A 22,842-nucleotide genomic window follows, 5' to 3' on the forward strand; every position below is an offset into this window, starting at 1 on the left:
TATGAAAAAACTACCTTTAATTATCTTATCTCTATTTTGCTCAAGTGCTTTTGCTTGTGAGTGCGCACGAGTAGGACTTATCGACAGATTTGAAAGAGCAGATTTCGTAGCCACTGCTGAAATTCAAAAAATCACTCCTGCTGGTAGTGATTATCACAATATCGAAATAAAAGTTGGTGAGGTTTTCAAAGGTTCGAGCGTTAATAAATTAAAAATTGAGAGTATCTTGAATTCTTCTTGCTCCTTTTATACTCCAGAAAAATCAAATTGGTTGATTTTCGCATACAAGGATAGCAAACTCGGGCTTGTGTTTGGTTCTTGTTCTGGGTCAATTCAACTAGACAGAAAAGTGAATGAAGAAAAGTACCCTGAATTCAACAAAAAAACTGAACAGAGCAATCAAAAAAAACTTAGTGTACTTCGATTCATTAAAGAAACGGAAATAGACATTAAAAATGACTTTCGATTGAATTATACCTTTTTGAACAATTGTTTGGATAAGGGAAAAGGCTTTGCTCTTGAAGAAGGAACTTTTGGGCTTTTTAAAATTTGGGTTAGTAAAGAACTCAAAGTCAAAGCGGTTACCACTATCAAAGGATTAGGAAACGAATCTCTCAATAGCATTATAAATCAATGTTTTAAAGATAATTTTGAGCTTTATTATAAAGACAAATCGAAAATCTCAAAGGCCACTGAAATTACAGTTGGAATTTACTTTTACGGAGTTGAAGGTGAACACCAAAGTTTTGTGACAATATTTGACTTGTAAATAACTGTTGCCAACATTGGCTATAATTCATTGTGGCACTATGCAAAAAACAATAATAGAAACAATTAACCGGCCTGATTTCAAAAGTGGAAAAGTCTACGATGCCAGCGCGCCAACCCGCCCACTGCTCTCGCAGATGTCGTCACAACGAAATCATAGCCTAGGCGTTAGGCACAATCTTATGCTCCGAAAAACCATTCTGTTCATTTATCTAATTTCTTGCCTGTCAATATTCGGACAGGGTGAACGAACGGACTTAAGTAGCTTCTTCTCAAAATCAGAAATTACGGATTTGAATCTGATTGCGGACTTTTTGCAGGCGGAACTATGCGGAAAATCGGATAGGACAGAATTCGCTAGTTGTATAAAAAATTCCTTGCCTGATCTCGCAGATTGGAAACAATATTATTTGCAAGAAAAATTAAGTTGGAGTAAGCAGAAAAAATTATACTCTAAAATTACCGATTCCACTTTTAGCAAGATTTGGTCGTTATGCGACACTTGGAGGGTGAAAGAACCGAAATATGAGTATAAAAGTATATGTTTCAGTCAAAACGAAAAGTTTATCCAATTTTTAAAAGCACTAGGAAAATCAAATCCCTATTTAGAATATTATGGAAAAAGACTGGAAAACGTCGGGGCATTCGATTCTGGAAATTTTCTAGTCTGGGACATTATAAAAAATCCTCAAAATTGGAATTTGGAAGACCGGAATGTTCAAATAGTTTTAGCAATACATTTTCTGACCCAAAACGACTGGCAAAAAAGAGATAAAAAATCGATTCGACTCGAAAATAGGGACTTGAAGAAATTGAATAGGGCTACAAGACGGAAAAATAAATAAAAGACTATGCCTAACAATGCCTATAATCCATTGTTTAGCTTATTTACTGCAATTCAAAAGTTTTCGTACTTTAGACCGGCATGATCCCAAGCTCGATTTGATTAACATCAAATCTCAACAACGGAATCATAGCCTAACCGTTGTGTGTAATTTAAAAAAGCTAAAAAAAAATGAACGAAATTAAAAGAAATAAGAATAATACTAATTTTGCTGGATTCGATTTAGCTAGCACGGAACAGAGATTAATTAATCATGTTATAGATAGTATTCTTTATTTTGGCTTTATCATTTTTTACATGGTTTCGATAAGGCAAATTTCTAAAATAGAAGATTTATCCTTTCTATCCGGATTACTTATTTATGATGATCCAAACTACTTACGAAGAATCTTTTTTGGGTTAATTACAACAACTATTTTTTATTCTTTCCTAGAATATCTTTTAAAAGGAAAAACCATTGGAAAACTTGTGACCAATACAAGAGCTGTTACTATTGAAAATGAAATCATGGATTTCAAAACAGTTCTATTAAGAAGTATGTGTAGAAGAATACCTTTTGATTCTTTTTCTTTTCTTGGTGAAATACCAAGAGGATGGCATGACAAAATATCTAAAACTAAAGTTATTTTCGAAAAGAAATAAAAACTACACACAACAATATCTATAAATAATGCGGAGTTTGATGTTTAATTTAAAGTAAGCGTATATTTACTATGTCCGCAAAATCTTTTCGATTTTGCTCTGGCGAAAAAATATAAATCAAAACAAAAAGCCTTTGCTACGTGCGAAGACAGAAACAAAAGGTTTCCTTGCCTCCGCACTACTCATAGCCTAGACGTTGGCACCAATTAAAAAAACAACAAATCTAACAGATTGACAAGAGTGCCGTAAAAATGTCGCAAACAAACCGCTATCAAAACCATTGATTCATATGCAGTTTTGTAAAAACAAAAAACAGAATTAATTATGAACGAAATCGGAAATAAAATTCGAGAAATAAGAAAGAAAAAAGGACTTTCTCAAGAGGAATTAGCAGAATCCGCAAAAATCAATTTAAGAACAATACAGCGAATCGAAAACAACGAAAGTGAGCCTCGAGGAAAAACACTTAATTTAATATGTGAAGTACTCGATATAAATGCCGAAGATATTTTAGATTACGGAAAACAAACTGACAAAAGTTATTTGATCATTTTTCATCTTTCTGTTATATCTTTTTTAGCGATTCCTGTCGGAAATATAATTCTTCCTTTGATTTTGTGGATGAATAAAAAAGATCGAGTAATTGGACTTAAAAAAGTAGGAGCTAACCTATTGAATTTTCAAATCATTTGGTCAATTATAGCGTTTCTATCTATTACCGGATTTGCTTTATTAAAAATATTGCACTTTAAATATTATCCAATTCTATTTTACCTATTCATTGGACTTTACGCTATGAATGTAATATTACCGATAATTTTTGCTATTAAAACTAATAAAGGAAAAACAGAAAATTTATATCCTAACATAATAAAACTGATAAAATAACTGGTGCCAACAATACCTATAAGTAATGCGGGGTTTGGTGTTTAATCTAAAGTAAGCGTATATTTACTATGTCCGCAAAATCTTATGTCCCGAAGCATCGGGATAGCTTTAAACAAGAAAAAGAAAACAAAAATATTTGCTATGTGCATGGCGGAAAGTACACGCTAGCTTGCTCCCGTACTGTTCATAGCTCAACCGTTGGCAACAATTCAATAAACGCCATCCTTAAGAAACAAAATAATAAAAATGACAAAACTATTTAAATTTCAGCGCGTTTGTCTGTTATCAACAATGTGCATTTTATTTTCTTGTAATCACAAGGATTACACCTATCAAAAACACAGTTCAGCAAATAAAGATTTGGACTATTATCTTGTAGAAGACGAGGAAAAAAACATAGAATATAAAGTGTATTTTGATGAAAAAAATGAAAATGCCGCTATTGAAGCCATTAATCATTTGAATACAATTTATAGAGAAGTTCTCAAATTTCACATTTCGAATGGAGAAAAAACAAATTGGGCAGATGTTGCTTTTGTCAAAGACAACAATTACTTGGCACCAGCTTTTGGTACAACGAGATGGATTATACAAAATCAAACTGATAATCTATCTCAAAAAGCTGAAAAACAACTTTACGACCTTATTGGGCATGAACAGGTTCACGCCTGGTAGAAACAATTTGCAACTTGTAATGATTTGCCAAGGTGGTTTGAGGAAGGACAGGCAGTATGGTCAGAATCTAAGGTTACGTATAATTTACAGCCTAAAGTGTTCGAAGAAATGTTAAATAGTCGTAAAGAACAATACGATAAAGTCATAAAAGAAGATGGAAAACTAAATCTAGCATCCTGGGGCGGAATAACTGTAAAACCAGGATCTATAAGAAAGCAATTAACCCCTGAGGGACAAAAATATTTTGATGAAAATGGCAGAACACCGCCTAGCGCTACTTTTAGTATTTCACCTGAAGATATGATTGAGGATAATGTAAACCAATCTGCAAGATATTATGGTTCTTATCTTTTGTTCAAAAAATTGGAAGAAAAAATGGGTATGGAGAAACTCAAAGAATGGGTTTATGATACATTACAAAACACACCTTGCGAAAGTGAAGTTTTAGTGGAAAAGTTGAAAAAGCAATATAATTTAGATATATCTAAGGATTTGATTTGATTCTGTAAACCGGAACTAAAACTGTTGCCAACACGGTGTATAAAACATAGCTAATAAGTTCTAAACCCAAAGGCTGGCTATTATCTGCGAAGACCGCCAAATTTTTAAATTTGGCTTTAAAAATAGAAAAGATAAAAACAAAAGATAAAAATTCGGCTCTGTGTTTAACCGAAAAATAAGCGTCATTTTACACGCTACGTTTCATACACAAACCGTTGGCAGTAATTTGAACAACGAACTAATTTTAAGCTGATTAACAAAAACGGAAAAGCCGAAATCCGATTATAGTAGGCAATAGAAAACGGAATTTAATGAAATTATCTAAATTGATTTTGACAATTGCAATTGGACTATTTTTATTAGTCACACTTGAAAGTTGCAACGAAAAAAATACTGAATCAAAACAGACTGAAACAGTTTTACCAAAAATTAGCAAGGAAAAATTCGAAAACGAAGCTTGGGAAATGGAGAAGAAATATTGGGCTTATGCCCAAAAAGATGATACTGTTGCTTATAAAAAACTTTGGCACAATGATTTTATTGGTCGACCAGGTAATGGAGACGAATTTGTTAATAAAAGTATGGTTTCAAATTGGATACCTGAATTACATAGCGACCCAAATATAAAATTTAGTTACAAACTTTATAGAAAAGTCACTAATGCAATTGATGATGTGGTTATTGTGTATTATGATGTGGATACTATTTTGACTGACAAAGAAAATAATATCGTTGAAAAGTATTCTTCTGCGATGCTTCATACTTGGAGAAAATATGATGATGGTTGGGTAATTTTAGGTGGAACGTCGGCTGATAAGAATCAAAATATACCGAAAGAATAAAAATTAAAATAATAAAAACTACTGCCAACAACGTGTATAAAACATAGCTGGCATAGGATTTTCGAGAGGATTTTGCTTATTTATTAAGAACGCCAAATTTTTAAATTTGGCGTTTAAAAATGATAAGTTAAAAACAAAACATAAAAATTCGGGTCTGTGCTAATCCGAAAATTTAGCGTGTTTTTACACGCTACGTTTCATACACAAACCGTTAGGCAACATATGAAAAATACATTAATTATTTTTGCGATTTGTTTCTTTATGTTCTCACCAAAGACAACTAGCCAAGTGACAACAAATAAATATGAACTGGAATTTGATAAACTACTTGCCAAAAAAAGTCCTGAATATTATGATGTATTAATAAATATTCTTTTACAATTTCAAGAAAATCTTATTTCAAATAATATTATTGAAAATAACAATTACCAAAGCTATATTCGATTACTTAATCGAATAAGTGAGGACGATAAGTTAGAGTTTGACATTACCTACGACCTAAAGGGTTCACTTGAAGGACATGTAGATGGCCTAAGTAAAGCCTTCTCAACTGAAAGCTCTCTGATTGCCCAGAGCTATCTAAATATTCATAATTCAAAAAATTTTCTTTTTAGTCAAAAGGTTTCTGAAATGGCAAAAAATGGACAGGAATTAAACCGCTCAACGCTTGCCAATTTGATATTAGAAGTATATAACGAAAAGGACTTTGAACTACCTTTGGTTAAACTGAAAATATTTAAGTTTCTCGACGCAAGTTCGGACTTCATTGTTTACACTAATTACGGAAAACCAGATCCTAACTAAATACGTTGCCTAACAAGGGCTATAATTCATTGTTTAGCTTATTTACTACAATTCAAAACTTTTCGTACATTAGACCGGCATGATTCTCAGCTCAATTTGATTAACATCAAATCTCAACAACGGAATCATAGCCAAACCGTTGTGCTTCATTAACAGAAACCGTTAACAAATGATAAAATTCTTTAGAAAAATTAGACAGGATTTGCTTTCAAAAGGCAAAACTGGAAAGTATTTTAAGTATGCTATCGGAGAAATTATTCTTGTTGTTATCGGAATTTTACTTGCATTAAGCATCAACACGTGGAACGAGGAACGAAAGGAAAAATTGGTTATTAGAAATTTATTGCATAACATCCGTTTGGATATGCAGACAGATACGTTACAGTTTTCTAAAAACATCCAAGACATTCCGGAAGTCATAGCAAATGCGACATTATTACTTAATAGCACCGAATTAGATACATTATCTGCGAATGACTTATTTAATAACCTTCCCTATTATTCATTCTATTATGTTATAAACAATAAAAGCTACGAGAAAGTCATAAATGCAGGAATAACGGATTTTTTTGAATTCAACGAACTATATAATGACATCAATAACTATTACACTCTGGATGCAAATAAATACCAAAAAATTATAAAATGGGATGATGAAGATACCACAGCAGATGGTTCCCTTTGGTTAGCAATGGGTTTTGAAATTGATATTTATGCAAATTTTACTTACACGGAGAATAATGTGAGATTTGCGCAGACCGAAGAAAATAGAAAAAGTGTTTTTATAGAACAATTAAATAAACCTCAAATGAGAAATTCTATAAAAATGAGTTTATATAGAAAAAGATATTTGGACAATATACTAACTAAAACAAAGCAAAGTGCGAAAGATATTATACTTAAAATTGACGAACAATTACGAGAATAACGAAAGCACAACAACGTATATAAAAAATAGCGCGAGTCTTTGCTAACACGAAGGTTCGGGCATTTTTAGGAAGTCGCCAAATTTTTAAATTTGACAAATTTCCAAAAATAAAATAATTAGTAAAATTTAAAAATTCGGCTTGTGTTTCATCCGAAAATTATCGCTTATTTTCAGCGCTACTTTTCATATACAAAACAGTTGGCAACAATAAAAACAAAACCTAGAATTAATGAATTTTAAAACAATATTTCATTACATAAGTTACCTGCAATACCCATTAATGTTGATTGGACTATACTTTGCGTTTAGCCCTTATTTGTTAGGAATGGAAATATTAAAAGAAAACCCCAAATTAATATTCGAGAATTTCAACTCGGTCTTAATTTTTATGGGACTCGGAACAAGCTTTTCTTCATTACAAGATACTAGTAAAACACAGAATACATTTTCAAGAAAAATATGGGAGAACCCAATAAAAGGTAAAATTACCATCATAGTAATGTGTTTGACAATTCTGTTTTCACTAATCTTCGGATTGACTGGATATTTTAATGCGCAAGATGGAATTTTAAAAGATTTATCTGTTGGGATTATCGTGTTAAGTTTGGGGTTGTTTGGATTTTTGAAAGCTGCAATCGAAATGTTTGAAAATCACAGAAAAGACAAGAATACTGTTGCCAACAATGTATAACCGCAATTACGAAGGATTCGACTACGTCCAAATAAACTCGGAATTGATAAAGTCTGTGCCAAATCGAAATTAACGTATATTAACCCGTAACTGTCAGTTATACGAGACCGTTGTGCTTCATTATGACCAACCAATAACCAATGATAAAATTCTTTAGAAAAATCCGCTACGACCTTATGGAGAAAAACAAAACTGGAAAGTATTTTAAGTATGCAATCGGCGAAATTGTGCTTGTGGTTATTGGTATTTTAATTGCATTGCAAATCAACAACTGGAATGAATCACAAAAGAAACATCATCTCAAAAATGAATATAAGATATCATTAAAAAATGATTTTATAAAAGATAGCATACAACTAAGCGAAAGAATTAATGAAAACAAACAAATACTCGAAACCATATCTGAAACTTACGAAGAATTAAAAACTACAACTTTTAACACGTCCGATGAAGTCCTTTCAAAGTTGAGTGAAGCTTATAAAGGTAACTTACGGACACTTAATACATACAACACCAATAGCTTTAACCTATTAATCTCTGGTGGGAATATAGATTTACTAGATAAAGAGCTTCGAGAAGCTATAATGGAACTTAATAGACTTCAGCTTCACGAAATAGAAGTTTCATCAGTGAATCGTGAGAGTTATGTTATTATTTCGACAAATTTCAGAATTAAATATCCACCGTTAGAATTTCCAAATGAGTCACTTCTAAAAATTTTATGGAAAGATATAGAAACTGATGAGCTGCCTAAAGATTTATATACTCTTATTATTAGAAAAGCATATACGATAAGTAGATATTTAGAACTTTCCGAAGAAGTTTCACAACAAACTAACGTAGTTTTAAAACTTTTGGAAGAGCAAAAAAAGAAATAACCTTTTTGAATAGGGCCTATAAAAGAACCTTCAAAAATAAAATAACGAAAGCACAACAATAGTAATCGTTGCACAAGCCCTTAATTTCGGAAAAATAGGACCCAATCAAGCCCTTCTGCCTGGCCCTTTCTTTTTAAACCGGTCATTGGAACACCGTTTTTTGGTGCCTTGTACAGCTCCAGAACAGACTTTGAAGGACGATTTTCACGGCCTGTTCCAAAACGAGCCTTCCCGCCCTGCTTTTTGAGCGTTTTTGCTCGAACTTCAGATATTTCTTTAGGTTGTAGGCTATCGCAGAGAGGTGCATCACCTTGTTCGCCTGTTTTAACCCTATCGTGTTTATCTTCCTCAGGCCCATGAACTGGGTCAATGTGCCAAAAACAGGCTCTACCGTACTTTGCCGTTTGCCCTTCATGTATCGCCCTTGCGGACTTTCCACTCGTGCTATATTGCGAAAGTACTCCGAGCGGTAATAGGTGACACTGAACTTCTTCTCCTGTGCGCTCTCGCCAAGACATTGTTGGCGTATCGGGCAACCAATGCAGACATGCTTTCTGGCCCGATACTCCTTCTTCCTTGTCCTTGTCCGGCTGTCCAAGAACTCCTTGGTAAACGGGATGACTTTTCCCTGCGGGCATACATAATGGTCTTGGCCTTCAACATAACCAAAGCCATCGGGACCGCCCTTGAAAGTACCGTGCGGTGGGATGAAACTTTTTAGGCCCCTTTCCTCTAGCATGGCATAGTTCTCACCGCTGCTATAGCCCGTATCGGCCACGCAGTTCTCGAACACCAGGCCCTGTTGCCATAAGCGTCTTTGTAATCTTTGAACTATGTCCCGTAGTTGCTGGTTGTCCTTCCCATCGGCGTGATAGGCCCTGATGTCGGTGATCACATGATTGGCCGTGTCAACGCTCAACTGGCTCAGGTAGTTCAGCTTTCGCGCCTTGCCCGGCTTGACACTTATCCACGCATCCGGATCGGTCGGGCTGTAGTGCGTTTTGTTGCTCGTATATTTTGAACCCTGGTTCCCCGCTCCCGGGCGTTGGTCCTGGTCCTTTGCCCATTTTTTGTTGCGCCCCTTTATCGCGTCCAGTTCCTTTTTGTTGGCCGTAACACTGCGCTGGCCCTTGTCCGACCTGTCCCCCTTGCTCTTGCGGTGCGGTGTTTCTTTATCCATAGCGTACCCTGAGCAAATGTTCCTCCAATTCTTCTTCGGGAACCTTTAGTTCCAAGGTGTCCATACTTGCATTGGATTTTACCGGCGCAGAATCGATGGCCTGGGTATGGACGCTCACCATCCCATTGTCCACGCACATACCAAGTACTTTAGTGAACACCTCCTCGAATACTTCCTCCGGGAAAAGTTGGCGCGTACGGCTTATCGTGCTGTGCCAGGGCAGTTCCTCGTCGATATCGTAACCGATAAAGTAAAGGATGTCCAAACGCATAGAACAATGGTCGATGAGCTTGCGGTCGCTGATAAGGTTCTCCAAGTAACCCACCAGGCACAGTTTGAAGAACACCACGGGATCGATGCTCTTTTGGCCGCTGTCGCCATAATAGTCCTTGGTCAAGGGATAGAGGAACTCCAAATCCAATTCCCCTTTTAACCGCCTATAAAAATTGTGCTTCGGTATACGTTCGCTCAACTGAAAATGGGCGAACAGTTTTTCTTGGTAGTCTTTCTTTCCCTGCATACCTAAAGTTACGATCTACCACAAAGAACTACAATAATCTTAGCAGATTTTATTCTAACTTGTGCAACAGGCACAATAGCTATAAGTAATGCGGAGTTTGGTGTTTAATTTAAAGTAAGCGTATATTTACTATGTCCGCAAAATCTTTTCTCCTGAAGCGTCGGGATTGCTCTGGCGAAATAATATAAATCAAAACAAAAAGCTTTTGCTGCGTGCGTAGACGGAAACAACAAGGTTTCCTTGCCTCCGCACTACTCATAGCTGAAACGTTGTAAGCAATTTGCAGTATCAATAAAATTTATGATAAAAATTCTAAAATTCGTCTTGTTCCTTTTCGTAATTAATTCTTACGGACAGGAATTGAATACTGAATATTGGGAATTGAAAAAAAACCTATTGGAATCTAAAACGGACTTAATAATTGAATTTAAAACCGATTGCATAGGTGAAGAATTTATTAATATCGAAGAGACAGATGACTGTGTGTATGAAAGATCATTCTATATTTTCTGGTTGAAAGATGGAAAATATTATAAGCGTAAATTTTCTGATTGTGATGTTTTCAAAACTGTACAAATGGATAGGTCAGAATTGCTGAAAACATCTGTTTCAAAAATAGATGAAATTAAAAAAGCTGAAATTCTACCTGTAATCCATACTTCTGAAACAAATGAAAATGGAGAAATATAAACCGTAGAAATGGAAATAGATCACTTTTGTGAATCAAAATTTACTTTTCATTCGCAAAACGAAAAAATAGTTAAAACTATAAATCATTACTATTTGGATACGGAAATGCTTGACGAGAAAATGTCAAATGACAACTACGAAAAGAATCAAAAATCAGTTTTGAATACTTTATATAAGTTAATTGAAAAAGAAACGGAATAAAAACTGCTTACAACACGGTGTATAAAACATAGCTAGTAAGTGCTAAATCAAAAGATAAGTGTTTATTTACGTAGACCGCCAAATTTTTAAATTTGGCTTTTAAACAGAAAAACTAAAAACAAAACATAAAAATTCGGCTCTGTGTTTATCCGAAAAATGAGCGTCTTTTTGTGCGCTACGTTTCATACACAAACCGTTGTGCTTCATTATAACCAACCATTAACCAATGATAAAATTCTTTAGAAAAATTAGACAAAATTTACTCTCTGAAAATAAGTTCAGTAAATATCTGATTTATGCAATCGGAGAAATTATTCTTGTTGTGATTGGTATTTTAATTGCATTACAGATTAATAATTGGAATGAGCAACGTAAAGAAATAGCACAGGAGCAAAAAATATTGTTCCAACTAAAATTAGATTTTAATAAGAATCTTGAACAATTAGATGAGAAAATTTCAATGCGGTCAGATATTACTGAAGCTTCAATAAAATTATTAGGATTTATTGATAATCCAGAATTTGTTGAGCTTGATAGTATTTTTTTCCAACTTTCATTTCTTTTAACAGACCCTACTTTTGACCCAGTAGAAAATAATTTAATTGAATCTGGAAATTTACATTTAATTAGAAATGATAGCTTAAAACTAAAATTGACTAATTGGACTACTGACGTGTATCAATTACAGGAAATAGAGCTTGAATATCAAAAAATTAGAACGGAAATAATAATCCCATTCAACGAAAAAACAGGTTTGCACAGGAATATTATCAATGCATTATGGAAAGATGGTTATATTCCAAAATTCGCTTTAAACAAAACAGCTAGTGTAAAACACAAAATAGGAAATACTAAAAAACAACTAAATATTAGCGAAATTTTGAATAATATAGAATTTGAGGGTATTGTGGCAGATTCATTCAATTGGAGTCATGTAGGGAATATTCAGTCTTTAGCCTTGAGGAATCAAATTATTGAAATATTAAACCTAATAGACAGTGAAATTAAAGAGAATCAAACTTAAGATGTGTATAATTTATTACCGCTTGATGGTTAAGAGGAAGAGTTTATTTTCTTTCATATATTCACTAATCGGAAAATCAAAACTGATTTCCCGCAACTAATCATACACGAACACGTTGTGCTTCATTATGACAAATCGCTAACCAATGATAAAATTCTTTAGAACAATTAGGCAAAAAATGCTGACTGAAAATAAAGTAAGCAAGTATTTTCTTTATGCTATTGGGGAAATAGTATTGGTTGTTATCGGAATTTTAATCGCATTGCAAATTAACAATGCCAACGAAGTTTCAAAACAGAACAGGTTAGTTGCAACCTATGAAAAGAACTTGATAACTGAACTTAAAGTCGATTTAAAGAATATACAAAGACTAGATAGTATGGTAACCATTCAACGTAAAATTAGGGTTAATTATATGCTTTATTCTAAAAAAAAGTCTATCAATATCGATACTCTTATTCAAAAAATGGATAGTGCAAAAACTTATGGAGTCTATCAATATAACCGTGTAACTTATACCATTGATGATATTATTAGCACTGGAAAACTTTCATTGTTTAGCAAAGAGAAAAAAGAGGCTATTTTGAAATTAAAAGATGTTCAGGACTATTATGACATTGCAAAAATACAAGAGCAAGAATACTTTACTTCGAGTAATCTTGAGTTTGAACGGACTATAGATTTAGCTTCATTTTTAGGTTCATTTTATATGAGGCAAAGTATTGAAGACAAAGAACGAGAAAATTGGATATACAATATAAAGTCAGAGCAATACAGATTATTTGGAAATAAAACGCTTGCTGCAATTAGAAACTTTAATTTTCAACTTGGTTTAAATATGGGGTTGAGAGAACAGTCAGAAAATCTTTTGAATATTTTAGAGAACGATTGAAAAAATAACGAAAGCACAACAATAGCTATAAGTAATTCGGAGTTTGGTGTTTAATCTAAAGTAAGCGTATATTTACTATGACCGCAAAATCTTTTGGATTTTGCTCTGGGATAAAAATATAAATCAAAACAAAAAGCTTTTGCTACATGCGAAGACGGAAACGAAAATGTTTCCTTGCCTCCGCACTACTCATAGCTGAAACGTTATACTTAATTTTGAAGACAGAATTTATTACAACATACAAGCCTAGAGAAGGATATGGATTTGGATGGATATTCAACACAGATGAGTCAACTACTATTGTTATAAGTAATAAGTTTCAATCTCCCACATTTATTGACAAATATGTAAATGGAAAAATCACAGACTCGATTTGTTTAGATGTATTCAGCGATTTTAAAAATGCTTCTAGTTTTAATGGTTATGGAGTAATTAATTCAGCAGATTTTTTTGGTATAGTATTTAAAACTGATAAAATTATATTATGGAGAAACCACGACTTTCAGAAATATTCCATAATAAAAGTTAAAAATTCGCTCACATTAGATATTAATAATTATCATAAAATAAGTTTATCATGTTACAATGAATATAGTAATAACTTTATTGTTGCTTTAGAAGATTTATACAAAAAAAATTATCCTCCAAGATATGTGAGTAATTTAAAAATTGGCCCAAAAAGTTTTTTAAGAAAACCATCAGCTAATTTTGAAACACCTTTATTTGAGCTACCAAAGGACAAATACCCTAAAGTTAGGATTAATGATGACTGGCCAAATCATGATTGGTTAAACATTAGAGATATTTTTACAAATAAACATTTCTTATACATCTACTCAACTGGTGGTTCAAATACAAGAGTTAAAAGTGGTAGTGCTTGGGATTATAGTATAATATCAAAATTCGATTTAAAAAAAAACTGGATTTGTAATTATGAAATTGCAAAAGGTCAAGGAAACCATAGTTCAGATAACAAGTATTTTATATTACGACCTCAAGAAAAAAAGAATAGATTATATTTTTATAATACAATAGATTTTAAAAAAGAATTTGAATTAGCTCTGACCTCCAAACAAAATTTAGGAATCCAAAAAAATTCAGGTATTTTAAAATTTGATTTAGTTGATGGAAATTTTATCATTTACAGTTATGATTACTTAAATTTTTGCAAACTAAAAAACTAAGTATAACACCGTATATAATTTATTGCTAGTTCAAGCCTACTTACGAAAATCCTCGCGGATTATCTATTCGGTTTGTATGTGCAAATTAGGTACTTAAAACACGCAACAAACCATATACAAACACGTTATACTTAATTAAAAAAAAACAAAATGAAAAACAAAATCTTATTGTTGCTAATCATTTGGTTAATTTCTTTAAATATTTCAAATGCTCAAAAAATACCACTGGATTCGCTCGATATATACCTTGAACAAGTTATTAAGGATTTTGAGGTAGTTGGTCTTTCAGTAGGCATAGTGAAAAATGATACAGTTATCTATTCAAAAGGTTTTGGATCAAGGGAAATCGGAAAAGATCCAAAGGTCAATGATCAAACTACTTTTGGAATTGGGTCAATTTCCAAATCATTTACAGCATTGACACTCGGATTGCTCGTGGATGAAGGAAAAATAAGTTGGGACGACCGAGTGAAGGACTACCTAAGCTACTTCGAATTGTACGACCCATATGTATCAGAAAACTTTACGATTAGAGACCTGCTCACACACAGAAGTGGACTGAAAGAAGTTAGTGCCGGAACTCTTTGGTATCACTCAGACTATTCCAGAGTTGAAATCATTAAGCGACTTAAATACCTTGAGCCCGTTGCTGGCTTCCGAGAGAAACCTGCTTATCAAAATATAATGTTCGTTGTAGCTTCCGAAATAGTAAAAGAGGTTTCGGGAATGACTTGGGATGAGTTTCTAAAATCAAGAGTGTTTGACAAACTAGAAATGAACAACAGTACTTCGTTGTCCAAGGATAGAGAAGCCAATATCAATTTGGCCCAGCCTCATATTTGGAATGCAGAATTTAAGAAGGTTGCCATAGAACAGGAAAATGGAGATAACCTGGGGCCTGGAGGTTTCATTTATTCATCAACCAAGGATATGAACAGCTATATGAGACTGTTGCTGAATGATGGGGTATTTAAGAATGATACTATTGTAAGCAAGGACGTGGTCGATGAAATCTTTAAACCTCAGACATTATTCCAAATTAGTGGCCCTCCATTTGGCAACGAGTTTTCCTCCTATGGTTTCGGATGGTGGCTCACTCCCTGGAATGGCCATAAGATCATAGAACACAGTGGCGGGATCGATGGAATGTCTGCACAGCTTTTTATGATAAAGGACATGAACATTGGTGTGGTTATTCTATGTAATGATTCGAAAGAACCTGCATCTTTTTTGATAAAAACAAAAATCTTCGACCTTATTTTCCATGATAAGACTTTTGATATATATGAACGAGGAAAGGATTATCGTAAACGTTTAATAAAGAAATTAGAAGAAGCCGATAGCAACGAAATTAGACCAAAAGAATCTAATCCATCTTTATCTCTTAGTAAGTATACAGGTGATTATAATGATGAGATGTATGGGGATATCAATTTATCGTTTACCAATAATGATGAACTAGAACTTTCGTTCTCTCATACACCATTGTTCACGGGGCGATTGATTCATTGGCAATTCGACACCTTTAAAATTGATTGGTATGATATAAGAGTTCCAGATGGTTTTATAACTTTCAATTTTAATTCGAAAAGAGAGATATTGGGCTTTTCGATAGATCAGGAAAATCTACTTGACGTTGATTTTGGAGAAATTGAAATAAAGAAAAAGAAAAACTAAGTATAACAACGTATATAAGCCATTAAAACGGCTCATATACAAAACAGTTGTACAACATAAAAAGTAATAATTTAATTAACTAAAATTCATAATATGACCAACTTACCTCTACTCATTGGACCTTACCAAATAATAGCTATTGTAAGTGTAATATTACTTTTATTTTTCACCGCACTCTTTTTGATCGGAAAACATGAAAAGGGTTTGATTTATTTTATCTGGTTAATAGTTTTAATTTTTCTTCCCGTTATTGGACCGATAGCATATTTACTTAAATATTTTGCTGGATCTAATAGGATGTCTAGTCAAACAATGGATACCACTGAGTAAACCAATTATTTTAAAATTCTAATATAATAAACGTTGTACAACAAGGGCTATAATCCATTGTTTAGCGTATTTACTACAATTCAAAAGTTTTCGTACATTAGACCGGCATGATCCCAAGCTCGATTTGATTTAAATCAATAATCAAACATACGAGCCTAACCGTTATGCGCAATAAAATAATGACTATAGTAAAAAATTTGAAACTGATTTTTTTAATGATGCTTTTTGTGGTAGCATTTGCATCATGTAAACAAAATAAAACTAAAAATGATACTTCAAAAGCAGAAGGTGACTACGTACGTTTATTCGCTCAGGATAGACCTAGCGGGCAGCCTTTCGTTTTTAATATGCCAATTGACGAAGGACTAGATAATTTAGAGTTAACGGATTCTGGGAATGAAGAATTAGACAGTAATGAATTAGTTCTTGGTATATCATTAGCAAATTCTCACATTGCTGTTCCAATTAAGTATTTATCAGGTTTTGAAGTGGCTAATCTTGTTATAGGTGATGATAACTTTCTATTAACTTACTGTCCTCTTGTAGGTTCTGCACGAGTTTTCAAAGGTAAAATTAATGGAACTAAATCAGGTTTTGATTTTGGCAGAGGACTTAAAGACAATAATTTGTTGATAATCGACAGGGAAACAAAGTCAGTATGGAATCAACTATCAGGTAAAGCTATTGAAGGGAAGTTAAAGGGTAAGCATTTATCCCCACTCGCATCAATCCAGAGCACATGGGGCTTTTGGAAGGCAAAGTATCCTACTACTAAAGTAGCTATTAATAAAGATACCTCTAATGCGGCTTTTCCGGAAGAGGTACTTCAAAAACGATATTACAATACTTGGATGCCAGGGAAGAAACGTCCAAATAACTCCGAACACCAAATTCAAAACTTGGGATTAGGGATAGACCTAGGTAGTTTAGATATATTCTTTCCACTAGAAACGCTATTTGAAGGGAATTCACCTTTAATTTACAAGCAAAAGAATGAAGAAGTTTATATACATTTTGATTCTTCAGGATTAACTGCTTGGGCAGAGGACAAAAAAGGAGGTATGATTCCTAGTACAATTGTTTATGATTGGGCTTGGAATAATTTTTATCCGAATACCATCGTATTTAAAAAATAAAGCGCATAACAATGTATATAAAAAATAGGCGAAACAGTAATAAATTCAATAGTTTTAGCTCGAATCAAACTTTGTTTTTAACTGAAAGTTTGGTGCTTCCAAATCGCCTACTTTTCATATACTAAACGTTAGCCTTCATTATGACCAACCAACGAACCAATGATAAAATTCTTTAGAAAAATTAGAAAAAATTTACTTTTAGAAGAAAAAACTGGAAAGTATTTGAAATATGCATTCGGAGAAATAGTCCTTGTAGTGATTGGAATTTTAATAGCACTAGCTATTAATAATTGGAATCAAAGAAGAATTAATAATGAAAAGCAACAAGACTATTTAATTGGAATTAAAAACGATTTAGAAAAACAAATTGCGTCTTTTAATAATTCAAATCAAAATTATGACTTTATAATTGGTAAAGGAGAATCTATTTTGGTAGATTTTAGTTCAACAGGTAAAGTATCAGAAATTGACAGTATAAATAGAAAGTTGTCATATTTGATGTTTACTGTAAAGTACCCAGAAATCTCAACGACTTTTAATGAACTAAATAGTACTGGACAACTCAACTTAATAAAGGAAAAATCATTACGTTCTCAAATAATAAAGTATTATCAAGACTCTGAAAATTATCAAAAATCGGTTGATGGAAACACAGAACGTGTTGTTTATAATCAAATATTCCCGATAATAAAATCTACCGTTATTATAAGTCTAGAAAATTTTGGATTTGAAAACAAAAAGATAGATTTAGAAGACAAATTGAAAACAACATTCGAGAATAATTTAAATAATTCAAACAAGGAATTTGATTTGATAAATGCAGTTAGTCTACGAATTATTGTAGCTAAAACCAACAAAGGCAGTGTGGGTAAAGCAAAAAAAGAAGCTGAACTATTGTTAGGTGTAATAAATAGTGAATTGAATCTTAATTAATATTTAGAATTAAAAAATAAAAAAAGCTCAAAGAATCAGATTTTAGCATCTATGAACCTAGAATAGTATTGTCTCAGATTAAGGAAGAATTTACTTGTTTTTTACCTCAGTTCTTCTTAAGATTGATTCTCATTAAATTGATTTATGAAAGAACTAGCTACTGGTATCACAACAACTTGAAAACGAGATCTACAGTCTCACAGAACTGAACGTGATTATAGTAGTAAAAAAGAGAGGGTTATCAATGTTGTCGAAGTCTAAAGCTTCACCGTATATAGTAACCTTAATTCTCTCTTTTGTTCTTTCTTATTATACTATCAATTTAATGAGAATCAAACTTAAGCCGTGTATAATTAATTGCTTGATCACTGCCGACTTACGAACATTCCTGCGGAATATTCTATCTGTGATTTATTTACTAAATGAGTTACTCAACCACGCAACTAACCATACACGAACACGTTGGAAACTATATTAAATGAACCTTGAGTAGATGAATAAACAGTTATGGCAAAGTATTCTTATATCATATCTGATTGGAGCACCTATGGGAATTTTGACAATTATTGCAACTATTATAATACCTGTTCTCTATTCGCGGGAAGGAATATCTTCAATGTCAATAATCATGGGGTATGGATTTCCAACTTTAGGACTTATTGCGGCCTTTATAATAGCACTTTGGTTTGGAGGAAAACTAGCCTATAAAAATGTAAACAAAGGAAAATCATTGATTTTAACTTCATTTAAATATTCAACATTTGTGAATTTGATAATTTGGACTACATATTGCTTAATTGTCTATCAGACAATAGAGGATGATAGTTTTAAATATATGCTTCCAGCTATTATTGTTTTTTTAATAAGCACTATACTTTCAACATTTACAATCGGACTTCTTATTTCCTATATAATTAAATTAATAAACCGATCTAACTAAAAATACAGTTGCCAACAAGGGCTATGATTCATTGTTTAGCTTATTTACTACAATTCAAAACTTTTCGTACATTAGACCGGCACGATTCTTAGCTCGACTTGATTAACATCAAATCTCAACAACGAATCATACACCAACCGTTGGCAGTAATTTTGACCCGTCCTGAAATATGTATACAAAATATCAATTGTATATATATAAAAATGATGGATATGTGAGACGTTTCAGCGAAAGCTTTAAACTCAAAGTATTGGCTGAACTTGCCAAGGGCAACTATTCAAAAGACAAATTGTACTGACTCATGGGGTACAATCCAATGTCACCAGCGAATGGATCAGAAAAATGCCAGTATAGATTGAATGAACACCAGTATTATAGGTTCCCTATGATTAGAACTTGTTGTTTTTTAATCTTGATCTAAAAAACATTAATATAAATTATATTATTTTAAGTTAAATTGTATATTTGCACCCTCAAAAGACAAACAAAATTTGTTTTTAAATAGTTCTTTTTAACTTTAGTGTACAATTAGGTGAACATACAAAGTTAATATTGTTTTAAAACGTTGAATTATAGGGTGTTATGCGATTTTATTAAATCCTGCCACCCCGACTAAAAAAAGCCAGACATTGCTGTCTGGCTTTTTTGTTTTTAATACATTCATTTGATGTCATCTAATACTTTATAAAAGGCAGTAATTTTCAGTGGAGAATTCAGTAACAATAAGTTACAGAAATAGTTGTGGCAGTTTTATAAAAATGAGGTTTGAAATACTTACGTTAATAAAAAATCATTAAACCTATCAAGAGTACATAGTTTTTATAATTTATTCACGAACTTGGTTTTTATTTTTTTAGCAGTTACATAAATTAGTATTTTTCAGAAAAGTAAATGAATATAACGCTGAAATGATTGCTGAAGAGCAGTTCGAATCCGAAATAGTAATGCAGGCCTTTATGCCACTTTCCATCGACAAGATAGGCAGTCAATATGTATCTGATTCAAAATACCCAATGGCCATGGCAGAACGACTAATATTAATCATGGATTTCTTTCCTATTTAAAAATACCCCTTGAAAACAATATTCCAAACAACACATCTTGAGAGTTTAAAGCAAAAGATTTTATCTTATACTCAGGTAAACGATAAAGTGTTACAGGATCAGATGCAATTCTACCAACGAATGGATTTAAAAAAGGGCGATACGTTGGTAATCCCAGGGCAATTGGTTCATTACTTTTTTTATGTAGCTACAGGGTGTATTTATTATTATAAGTTGGACGAAGGTGAGCAAAAAGTATTGGAATTTTATACCGATGATATTTTTTTTACTGACTTACCGGCCTATGTAAAGGGCACTCCTTCCAATTATTATCTAAAGGCTTCCGAGGCCACAATAGTTTACGCCATAAAAAAATCCGATGCGGAGAACTCTTTTGAAAAGTCGCACCAGTTGGAGCGTTTTGGTCGATTGTCCATGCAGGAGGCGTTTATGAAAATTTTCACCAGAGTAGAGCGTCTAAATAGTCGTAGCAACGAGGAACGTTATTTACGATTATTGGAAAAACGTCCAGACCTTTTTCAGCGGGTGCCTCAATACTTGATTGCTTCCTATTTGGGACTAACTCCAGTAGGTCTTTCAAAACTTCGGAAACGTTTGGGAAAGGGGTAGGTTTTTACGTTTGGTCTAATAAACATAGGGCTAGCAAACATGTAAATACCTTTCTCTGTGAAATACAATATTCTTATCAGGTATTATCTTTCAATTTTTATTAAACTAGTTTAATGAGATTCCTAGGAATTAATCCTAACTTGAATCTTATTAATCTTTAAAAGAAATTGTTATGGCCAATACCTATATAGAAATGGACACCCTTAAATTTTTATTGTTTAACGTTCATGATCTCAAAGAGGTACTGCAACAAGAACGCTTTGCCGAATACGATGAGGAGTCTATTGCCATGATGCTCGACTCTGTAAAGGATTTTTCAGATAAGGAACTCTACCCTTATTTTAAGGAGATGGACGAAAACCCTGCTCACTTTAAGGATGGGGAAATTATTGTTCATCCACAGGTAAACAAGTATATGAAAGAAGGGGGTGAAATGGGGTTTTTATCAGGTCCGTTCTCCTATGAGGCTGGTGGCATGCAAATGCCCTCAATGGCAGTAAATGCTTCTGCCTTTATTCAGGAGGCGGCCAATAATCACTTACCCGGTTACATAGGCCTTACGATCGGAGCAGCAGAATTGATCGTGCATTTTGGGAATCAATTCCTTAAGGATACCTATGTGCCCAAAATGATAGCTGGGCAATGGGGTGGTACCATGTGCCTCACCGAGCCACAGGCCGGAAGCTCACTTTCAGATATTGTCACAACCGCTGTTCCTGTTGGTGACTCCTACAAAATAAACGGACAAAAAATATTCATCTCTGGAGGAGATTATAAAGGAGCCGAAAATATTATACACCTGGTTTTGGCCCGCATCAAAGGAGCGCCTGCAGGAACCAAGGGTATTTCACTTTTTGTTGTGCCAAAAAACCGACTAGATGAAGGCGGTAACTTGGAAGATAATGATGTCACCACGGTTGGTGATTTTCAAAAAATGGGTCAAAAAGGGTATTGTACCACACACTTGTTCTTTGGGGATAAAGAAGACTGTACCGGTTGGCTGGTAGGAGAGCCCAATCAAGGTCTAAAATATATGTTCCTCATGATGAATGGCGCAAGGATTGCCGTTGGACGTGGAGCTGCTGCAATTGCTACAGGAGCATATCATGCATCAGTTAGCTACGCTAAAGAAAGACCTCAGGGTAGGGAGCTGCAACGCACAGGTAAAAAAGATGCCTCCCAAGAACAAACCCTTATCATTAATCACCCCGATGTACGCAGAATGCTGCTTTTGCAAAAAGTGATTACTGAAGGATCTTTAAGTCTGGTGTTTTTGACCTCTCGTTATCAAGACCTTTCGCAATCGCTTCCAGACGCAGAAAGTAGGGCAAAATACAAATTGTTGTTGGAAATCTTAACCCCGGTAGTTAAGACCTACCCTTCTGAAATGGGCATTACTTCTGTTAATAATGGAGTTCAAGTACTTGGGGGTTATGGTTTCTGTTCTGATTATATTTTACAGCAGTATTTACGAGACATCCGAATTTCCGCCATTTATGAAGGTACTACGGGTATACAGTCCCAAGATCTTTTGGGAAGAAAAATCACTATGGAAAACGGGAAAGCACTACAGTTACTTTCTGAGGAAATTAGAAACTCTATTAATGAAAGTATGGTGCACGAATCGTTGAGACCGTTGGCAGAAAAATTAGGCAGTAAACTAGAATTAACCCAAAAAGTGCTTCAATCCCTAATGGGTTATGCAATGAAGGGTGATTATCAGCGGTTCCTGGCAGATGCTACACCCTTCATGGAATTTTTCAGTACTATCATCATTGCATGGCAATGGTTAGATATTGGTCGTGAAGCACAAAAAGCATTGATCTCCGGAAATACTAATTTTAGCGCTGAATTCTACGAAAACAAAATCCACGCCATGCAGTTTTATTTTAAATACGAACTCCCCAAAACAACAGGGCTTTCTGAGATATTGATGGATAAACAAGCATTGACACTGAACACAGAGAAGCAGGTGTTTGCATAAATTAGAGCCAATAACCA

Annotated in this window: 22 protein-coding genes and 1 pseudogene; 22 read left to right on the forward strand and 1 reads right to left on the reverse strand. The window is 33.6% G+C overall.

Going from position 1 to position 22,842, the window contains the following annotated elements; translation table 11 throughout:
* Position 1: 1 nt before the first annotated feature.
* From ABXZ36_RS06405 to ABXZ36_RS06455, 11 genes are all read left to right on the forward strand, one after another.
* On the forward strand, positions 2-769 hold the full coding sequence (locus tag ABXZ36_RS06405; protein ID WP_354614665.1) for a hypothetical protein: 768 nt from the start codon (positions 2-4) through the stop codon (positions 767-769).
* Between the two features lie 40 nt (positions 770-809).
* Positions 810-1,613 (forward strand): hypothetical protein, encoded by an 804-nt coding sequence (locus ABXZ36_RS06410; protein WP_354614666.1) that lies wholly within the window; start codon positions 810-812, stop codon positions 1,611-1,613.
* Positions 1,614-1,783: 170 nt separating this feature from the next.
* A complete protein-coding gene (locus ABXZ36_RS06415) occupies positions 1,784-2,254 on the forward strand; it encodes an RDD family protein (protein WP_354614667.1) in 471 nt (156 codons plus the stop codon).
* Positions 2,255-2,578: 324 nt separating this feature from the next.
* A complete protein-coding gene (locus ABXZ36_RS06420) occupies positions 2,579-3,142 on the forward strand; it encodes a magnetosome magnetite crystal formation protein family (protein WP_354614668.1) in 564 nt (187 codons plus the stop codon).
* Positions 3,143-3,388: 246 nt separating this feature from the next.
* Entirely contained in the window at positions 3,389-3,817 is a 429-nt protein-coding gene (locus tag ABXZ36_RS06425; RefSeq protein WP_354614669.1) for a hypothetical protein, read from the forward strand.
* Positions 3,818-3,841: 24 nt separating this feature from the next.
* Positions 3,842-4,318, forward strand: a complete 477-nt coding sequence (locus ABXZ36_RS06430; RefSeq protein WP_354614670.1) for a hypothetical protein — start codon at positions 3,842-3,844, stop codon at positions 4,316-4,318.
* 311 nt (positions 4,319-4,629) lie between these two features.
* Positions 4,630-5,160, forward strand: a complete 531-nt coding sequence (locus ABXZ36_RS06435; protein ID WP_354614671.1) for a nuclear transport factor 2 family protein — start codon at positions 4,630-4,632, stop codon at positions 5,158-5,160.
* Positions 5,161-5,382: 222 nt separating this feature from the next.
* Complete coding sequence (locus ABXZ36_RS06440; RefSeq protein ID WP_354614672.1) at positions 5,383-5,964, forward strand: hypothetical protein; 582 nt, start codon at positions 5,383-5,385, stop codon at positions 5,962-5,964.
* 169 nt (positions 5,965-6,133) lie between these two features.
* On the forward strand, positions 6,134-6,892 hold the full coding sequence (locus tag ABXZ36_RS06445) for a DUF6090 family protein (RefSeq protein ID WP_354614673.1): 759 nt from the start codon (positions 6,134-6,136) through the stop codon (positions 6,890-6,892).
* Positions 6,893-7,121: 229 nt separating this feature from the next.
* Positions 7,122-7,583 carry a hypothetical protein gene (locus ABXZ36_RS06450; protein ID WP_354614674.1) on the forward strand — a complete coding sequence of 154 codons (462 nt, stop codon included), beginning with the start codon at positions 7,122-7,124 and terminating at the stop codon, positions 7,581-7,583.
* Between the two features lie 140 nt (positions 7,584-7,723).
* Positions 7,724-8,461, forward strand: a complete 738-nt coding sequence (locus tag ABXZ36_RS06455; RefSeq protein ID WP_354614675.1) for a DUF6090 family protein — start codon at positions 7,724-7,726, stop codon at positions 8,459-8,461.
* 142 nt (positions 8,462-8,603) lie between these two features.
* Here ABXZ36_RS06455 and ABXZ36_RS06460 read toward each other — a convergent pair.
* A pseudogene (locus ABXZ36_RS06460) lies at positions 8,604-10,161 on the reverse strand (IS1182 family transposase).
* 324 nt (positions 10,162-10,485) lie between these two features.
* Between ABXZ36_RS06460 and ABXZ36_RS06470 the strand changes: the two are divergent.
* The 11 genes from ABXZ36_RS06470 (at position 10,486) to ABXZ36_RS06520 (ending at position 22,825) form a co-directional block, all read left to right on the forward strand.
* Positions 10,486-10,851: a hypothetical protein gene (locus ABXZ36_RS06470; protein WP_354614678.1), complete on the forward strand. Its 366-nt coding sequence runs from the start codon at positions 10,486-10,488 to the stop codon at positions 10,849-10,851.
* A gap of 427 nt (positions 10,852-11,278) precedes the next feature.
* Positions 11,279-12,076, forward strand: coding sequence for a DUF6090 family protein (locus ABXZ36_RS06475; protein ID WP_354614679.1), 798 nt, complete (start codon positions 11,279-11,281; stop codon positions 12,074-12,076).
* A gap of 145 nt (positions 12,077-12,221) precedes the next feature.
* Positions 12,222-12,968, forward strand: coding sequence for a DUF6090 family protein (locus tag ABXZ36_RS06480; RefSeq protein WP_354614680.1), 747 nt, complete (start codon positions 12,222-12,224; stop codon positions 12,966-12,968).
* A 215-nt stretch (positions 12,969-13,183) separates the two neighbouring features.
* Positions 13,184-14,152, forward strand: a complete 969-nt coding sequence (locus ABXZ36_RS06485) for a hypothetical protein (RefSeq protein WP_354614681.1) — start codon at positions 13,184-13,186, stop codon at positions 14,150-14,152.
* A gap of 150 nt (positions 14,153-14,302) precedes the next feature.
* On the forward strand, positions 14,303-15,829 hold the full coding sequence (locus ABXZ36_RS06490; protein ID WP_354614682.1) for a serine hydrolase: 1,527 nt from the start codon (positions 14,303-14,305) through the stop codon (positions 15,827-15,829).
* A gap of 509 nt (positions 15,830-16,338) precedes the next feature.
* Positions 16,339-17,295, forward strand: a complete 957-nt coding sequence (locus ABXZ36_RS06495) for a DUF3179 domain-containing (seleno)protein (protein ID WP_354614683.1) — start codon at positions 16,339-16,341, stop codon at positions 17,293-17,295.
* 159 nt (positions 17,296-17,454) lie between these two features.
* Positions 17,455-18,228: a DUF6090 family protein gene (locus ABXZ36_RS06500; protein WP_354614684.1), complete on the forward strand. Its 774-nt coding sequence runs from the start codon at positions 17,455-17,457 to the stop codon at positions 18,226-18,228.
* A gap of 493 nt (positions 18,229-18,721) precedes the next feature.
* On the forward strand, positions 18,722-19,168 hold the full coding sequence (locus ABXZ36_RS06505) for a hypothetical protein (protein WP_354614685.1): 447 nt from the start codon (positions 18,722-18,724) through the stop codon (positions 19,166-19,168).
* A 908-nt stretch (positions 19,169-20,076) separates the two neighbouring features.
* On the forward strand, positions 20,077-20,232 hold the full coding sequence (locus tag ABXZ36_RS06510; RefSeq protein ID WP_354614686.1) for a hypothetical protein: 156 nt from the start codon (positions 20,077-20,079) through the stop codon (positions 20,230-20,232).
* A 9-nt stretch (positions 20,233-20,241) separates the two neighbouring features.
* Positions 20,242-20,841 carry a Crp/Fnr family transcriptional regulator gene (locus ABXZ36_RS06515; protein WP_354614687.1) on the forward strand — a complete coding sequence of 200 codons (600 nt, stop codon included), beginning with the start codon at positions 20,242-20,244 and terminating at the stop codon, positions 20,839-20,841.
* 172 nt (positions 20,842-21,013) lie between these two features.
* On the forward strand, positions 21,014-22,825 hold the full coding sequence (locus tag ABXZ36_RS06520; RefSeq protein WP_354614688.1) for an acyl-CoA dehydrogenase family protein: 1,812 nt from the start codon (positions 21,014-21,016) through the stop codon (positions 22,823-22,825).
* Positions 22,826-22,842: the final 17 nt, after the last annotated feature.

The sequence above is a fragment of the Sediminicola arcticus genome (assembly GCF_040566695.1).
Classification (GTDB): domain Bacteria; phylum Bacteroidota; class Bacteroidia; order Flavobacteriales; family Flavobacteriaceae; genus Sediminicola; species Sediminicola arcticus.

Bases quoted from the DNA above. Each gene is read 5' to 3' on its own strand.
- ABXZ36_RS06415 (WP_354614667.1), top strand. From the start codon at position 1,784: ATGAACGAAATTAAAAGAAATAAGAATAATACTAATTTTGCTGGATTC.
- ABXZ36_RS06510 (WP_354614686.1), top strand. From the start codon at position 20,077: ATGATTGCTGAAGAGCAGTTCGAATCCGAAATAGTAATGCAGGCCTTT.
- ABXZ36_RS06495 (WP_354614683.1), top strand. From the start codon at position 16,339: ATGACTATAGTAAAAAATTTGAAACTGATTTTTTTAATGATGCTTTTT.
- ABXZ36_RS06445 (WP_354614673.1), top strand. From the start codon at position 6,134: ATGATAAAATTCTTTAGAAAAATTAGACAGGATTTGCTTTCAAAAGGC.
- ABXZ36_RS06505 (WP_354614685.1), top strand. From the start codon at position 18,722: ATGAATAAACAGTTATGGCAAAGTATTCTTATATCATATCTGATTGGA.
- ABXZ36_RS06425 (WP_354614669.1), top strand. From the start codon at position 3,389: ATGACAAAACTATTTAAATTTCAGCGCGTTTGTCTGTTATCAACAATG.
- ABXZ36_RS06450 (WP_354614674.1), top strand. From the start codon at position 7,122: ATGAATTTTAAAACAATATTTCATTACATAAGTTACCTGCAATACCCA.
- ABXZ36_RS06520 (WP_354614688.1), top strand. From the start codon at position 21,014: ATGGCCAATACCTATATAGAAATGGACACCCTTAAATTTTTATTGTTT.
- ABXZ36_RS06410 (WP_354614666.1), top strand. From the start codon at position 810: ATGCAAAAAACAATAATAGAAACAATTAACCGGCCTGATTTCAAAAGT.
- ABXZ36_RS06480 (WP_354614680.1), top strand. From the start codon at position 12,222: ATGATAAAATTCTTTAGAACAATTAGGCAAAAAATGCTGACTGAAAAT.
- ABXZ36_RS06490 (WP_354614682.1), top strand. From the start codon at position 14,303: ATGAAAAACAAAATCTTATTGTTGCTAATCATTTGGTTAATTTCTTTA.
- ABXZ36_RS06455 (WP_354614675.1), top strand. From the start codon at position 7,724: ATGATAAAATTCTTTAGAAAAATCCGCTACGACCTTATGGAGAAAAAC.
- ABXZ36_RS06420 (WP_354614668.1), top strand. From the start codon at position 2,579: ATGAACGAAATCGGAAATAAAATTCGAGAAATAAGAAAGAAAAAAGGA.
- ABXZ36_RS06500 (WP_354614684.1), top strand. From the start codon at position 17,455: ATGATAAAATTCTTTAGAAAAATTAGAAAAAATTTACTTTTAGAAGAA.
- ABXZ36_RS06435 (WP_354614671.1), top strand. From the start codon at position 4,630: ATGAAATTATCTAAATTGATTTTGACAATTGCAATTGGACTATTTTTA.
- ABXZ36_RS06440 (WP_354614672.1), top strand. From the start codon at position 5,383: ATGAAAAATACATTAATTATTTTTGCGATTTGTTTCTTTATGTTCTCA.
- ABXZ36_RS06405 (WP_354614665.1), top strand. From the start codon at position 2: ATGAAAAAACTACCTTTAATTATCTTATCTCTATTTTGCTCAAGTGCT.
- ABXZ36_RS06475 (WP_354614679.1), top strand. From the start codon at position 11,279: ATGATAAAATTCTTTAGAAAAATTAGACAAAATTTACTCTCTGAAAAT.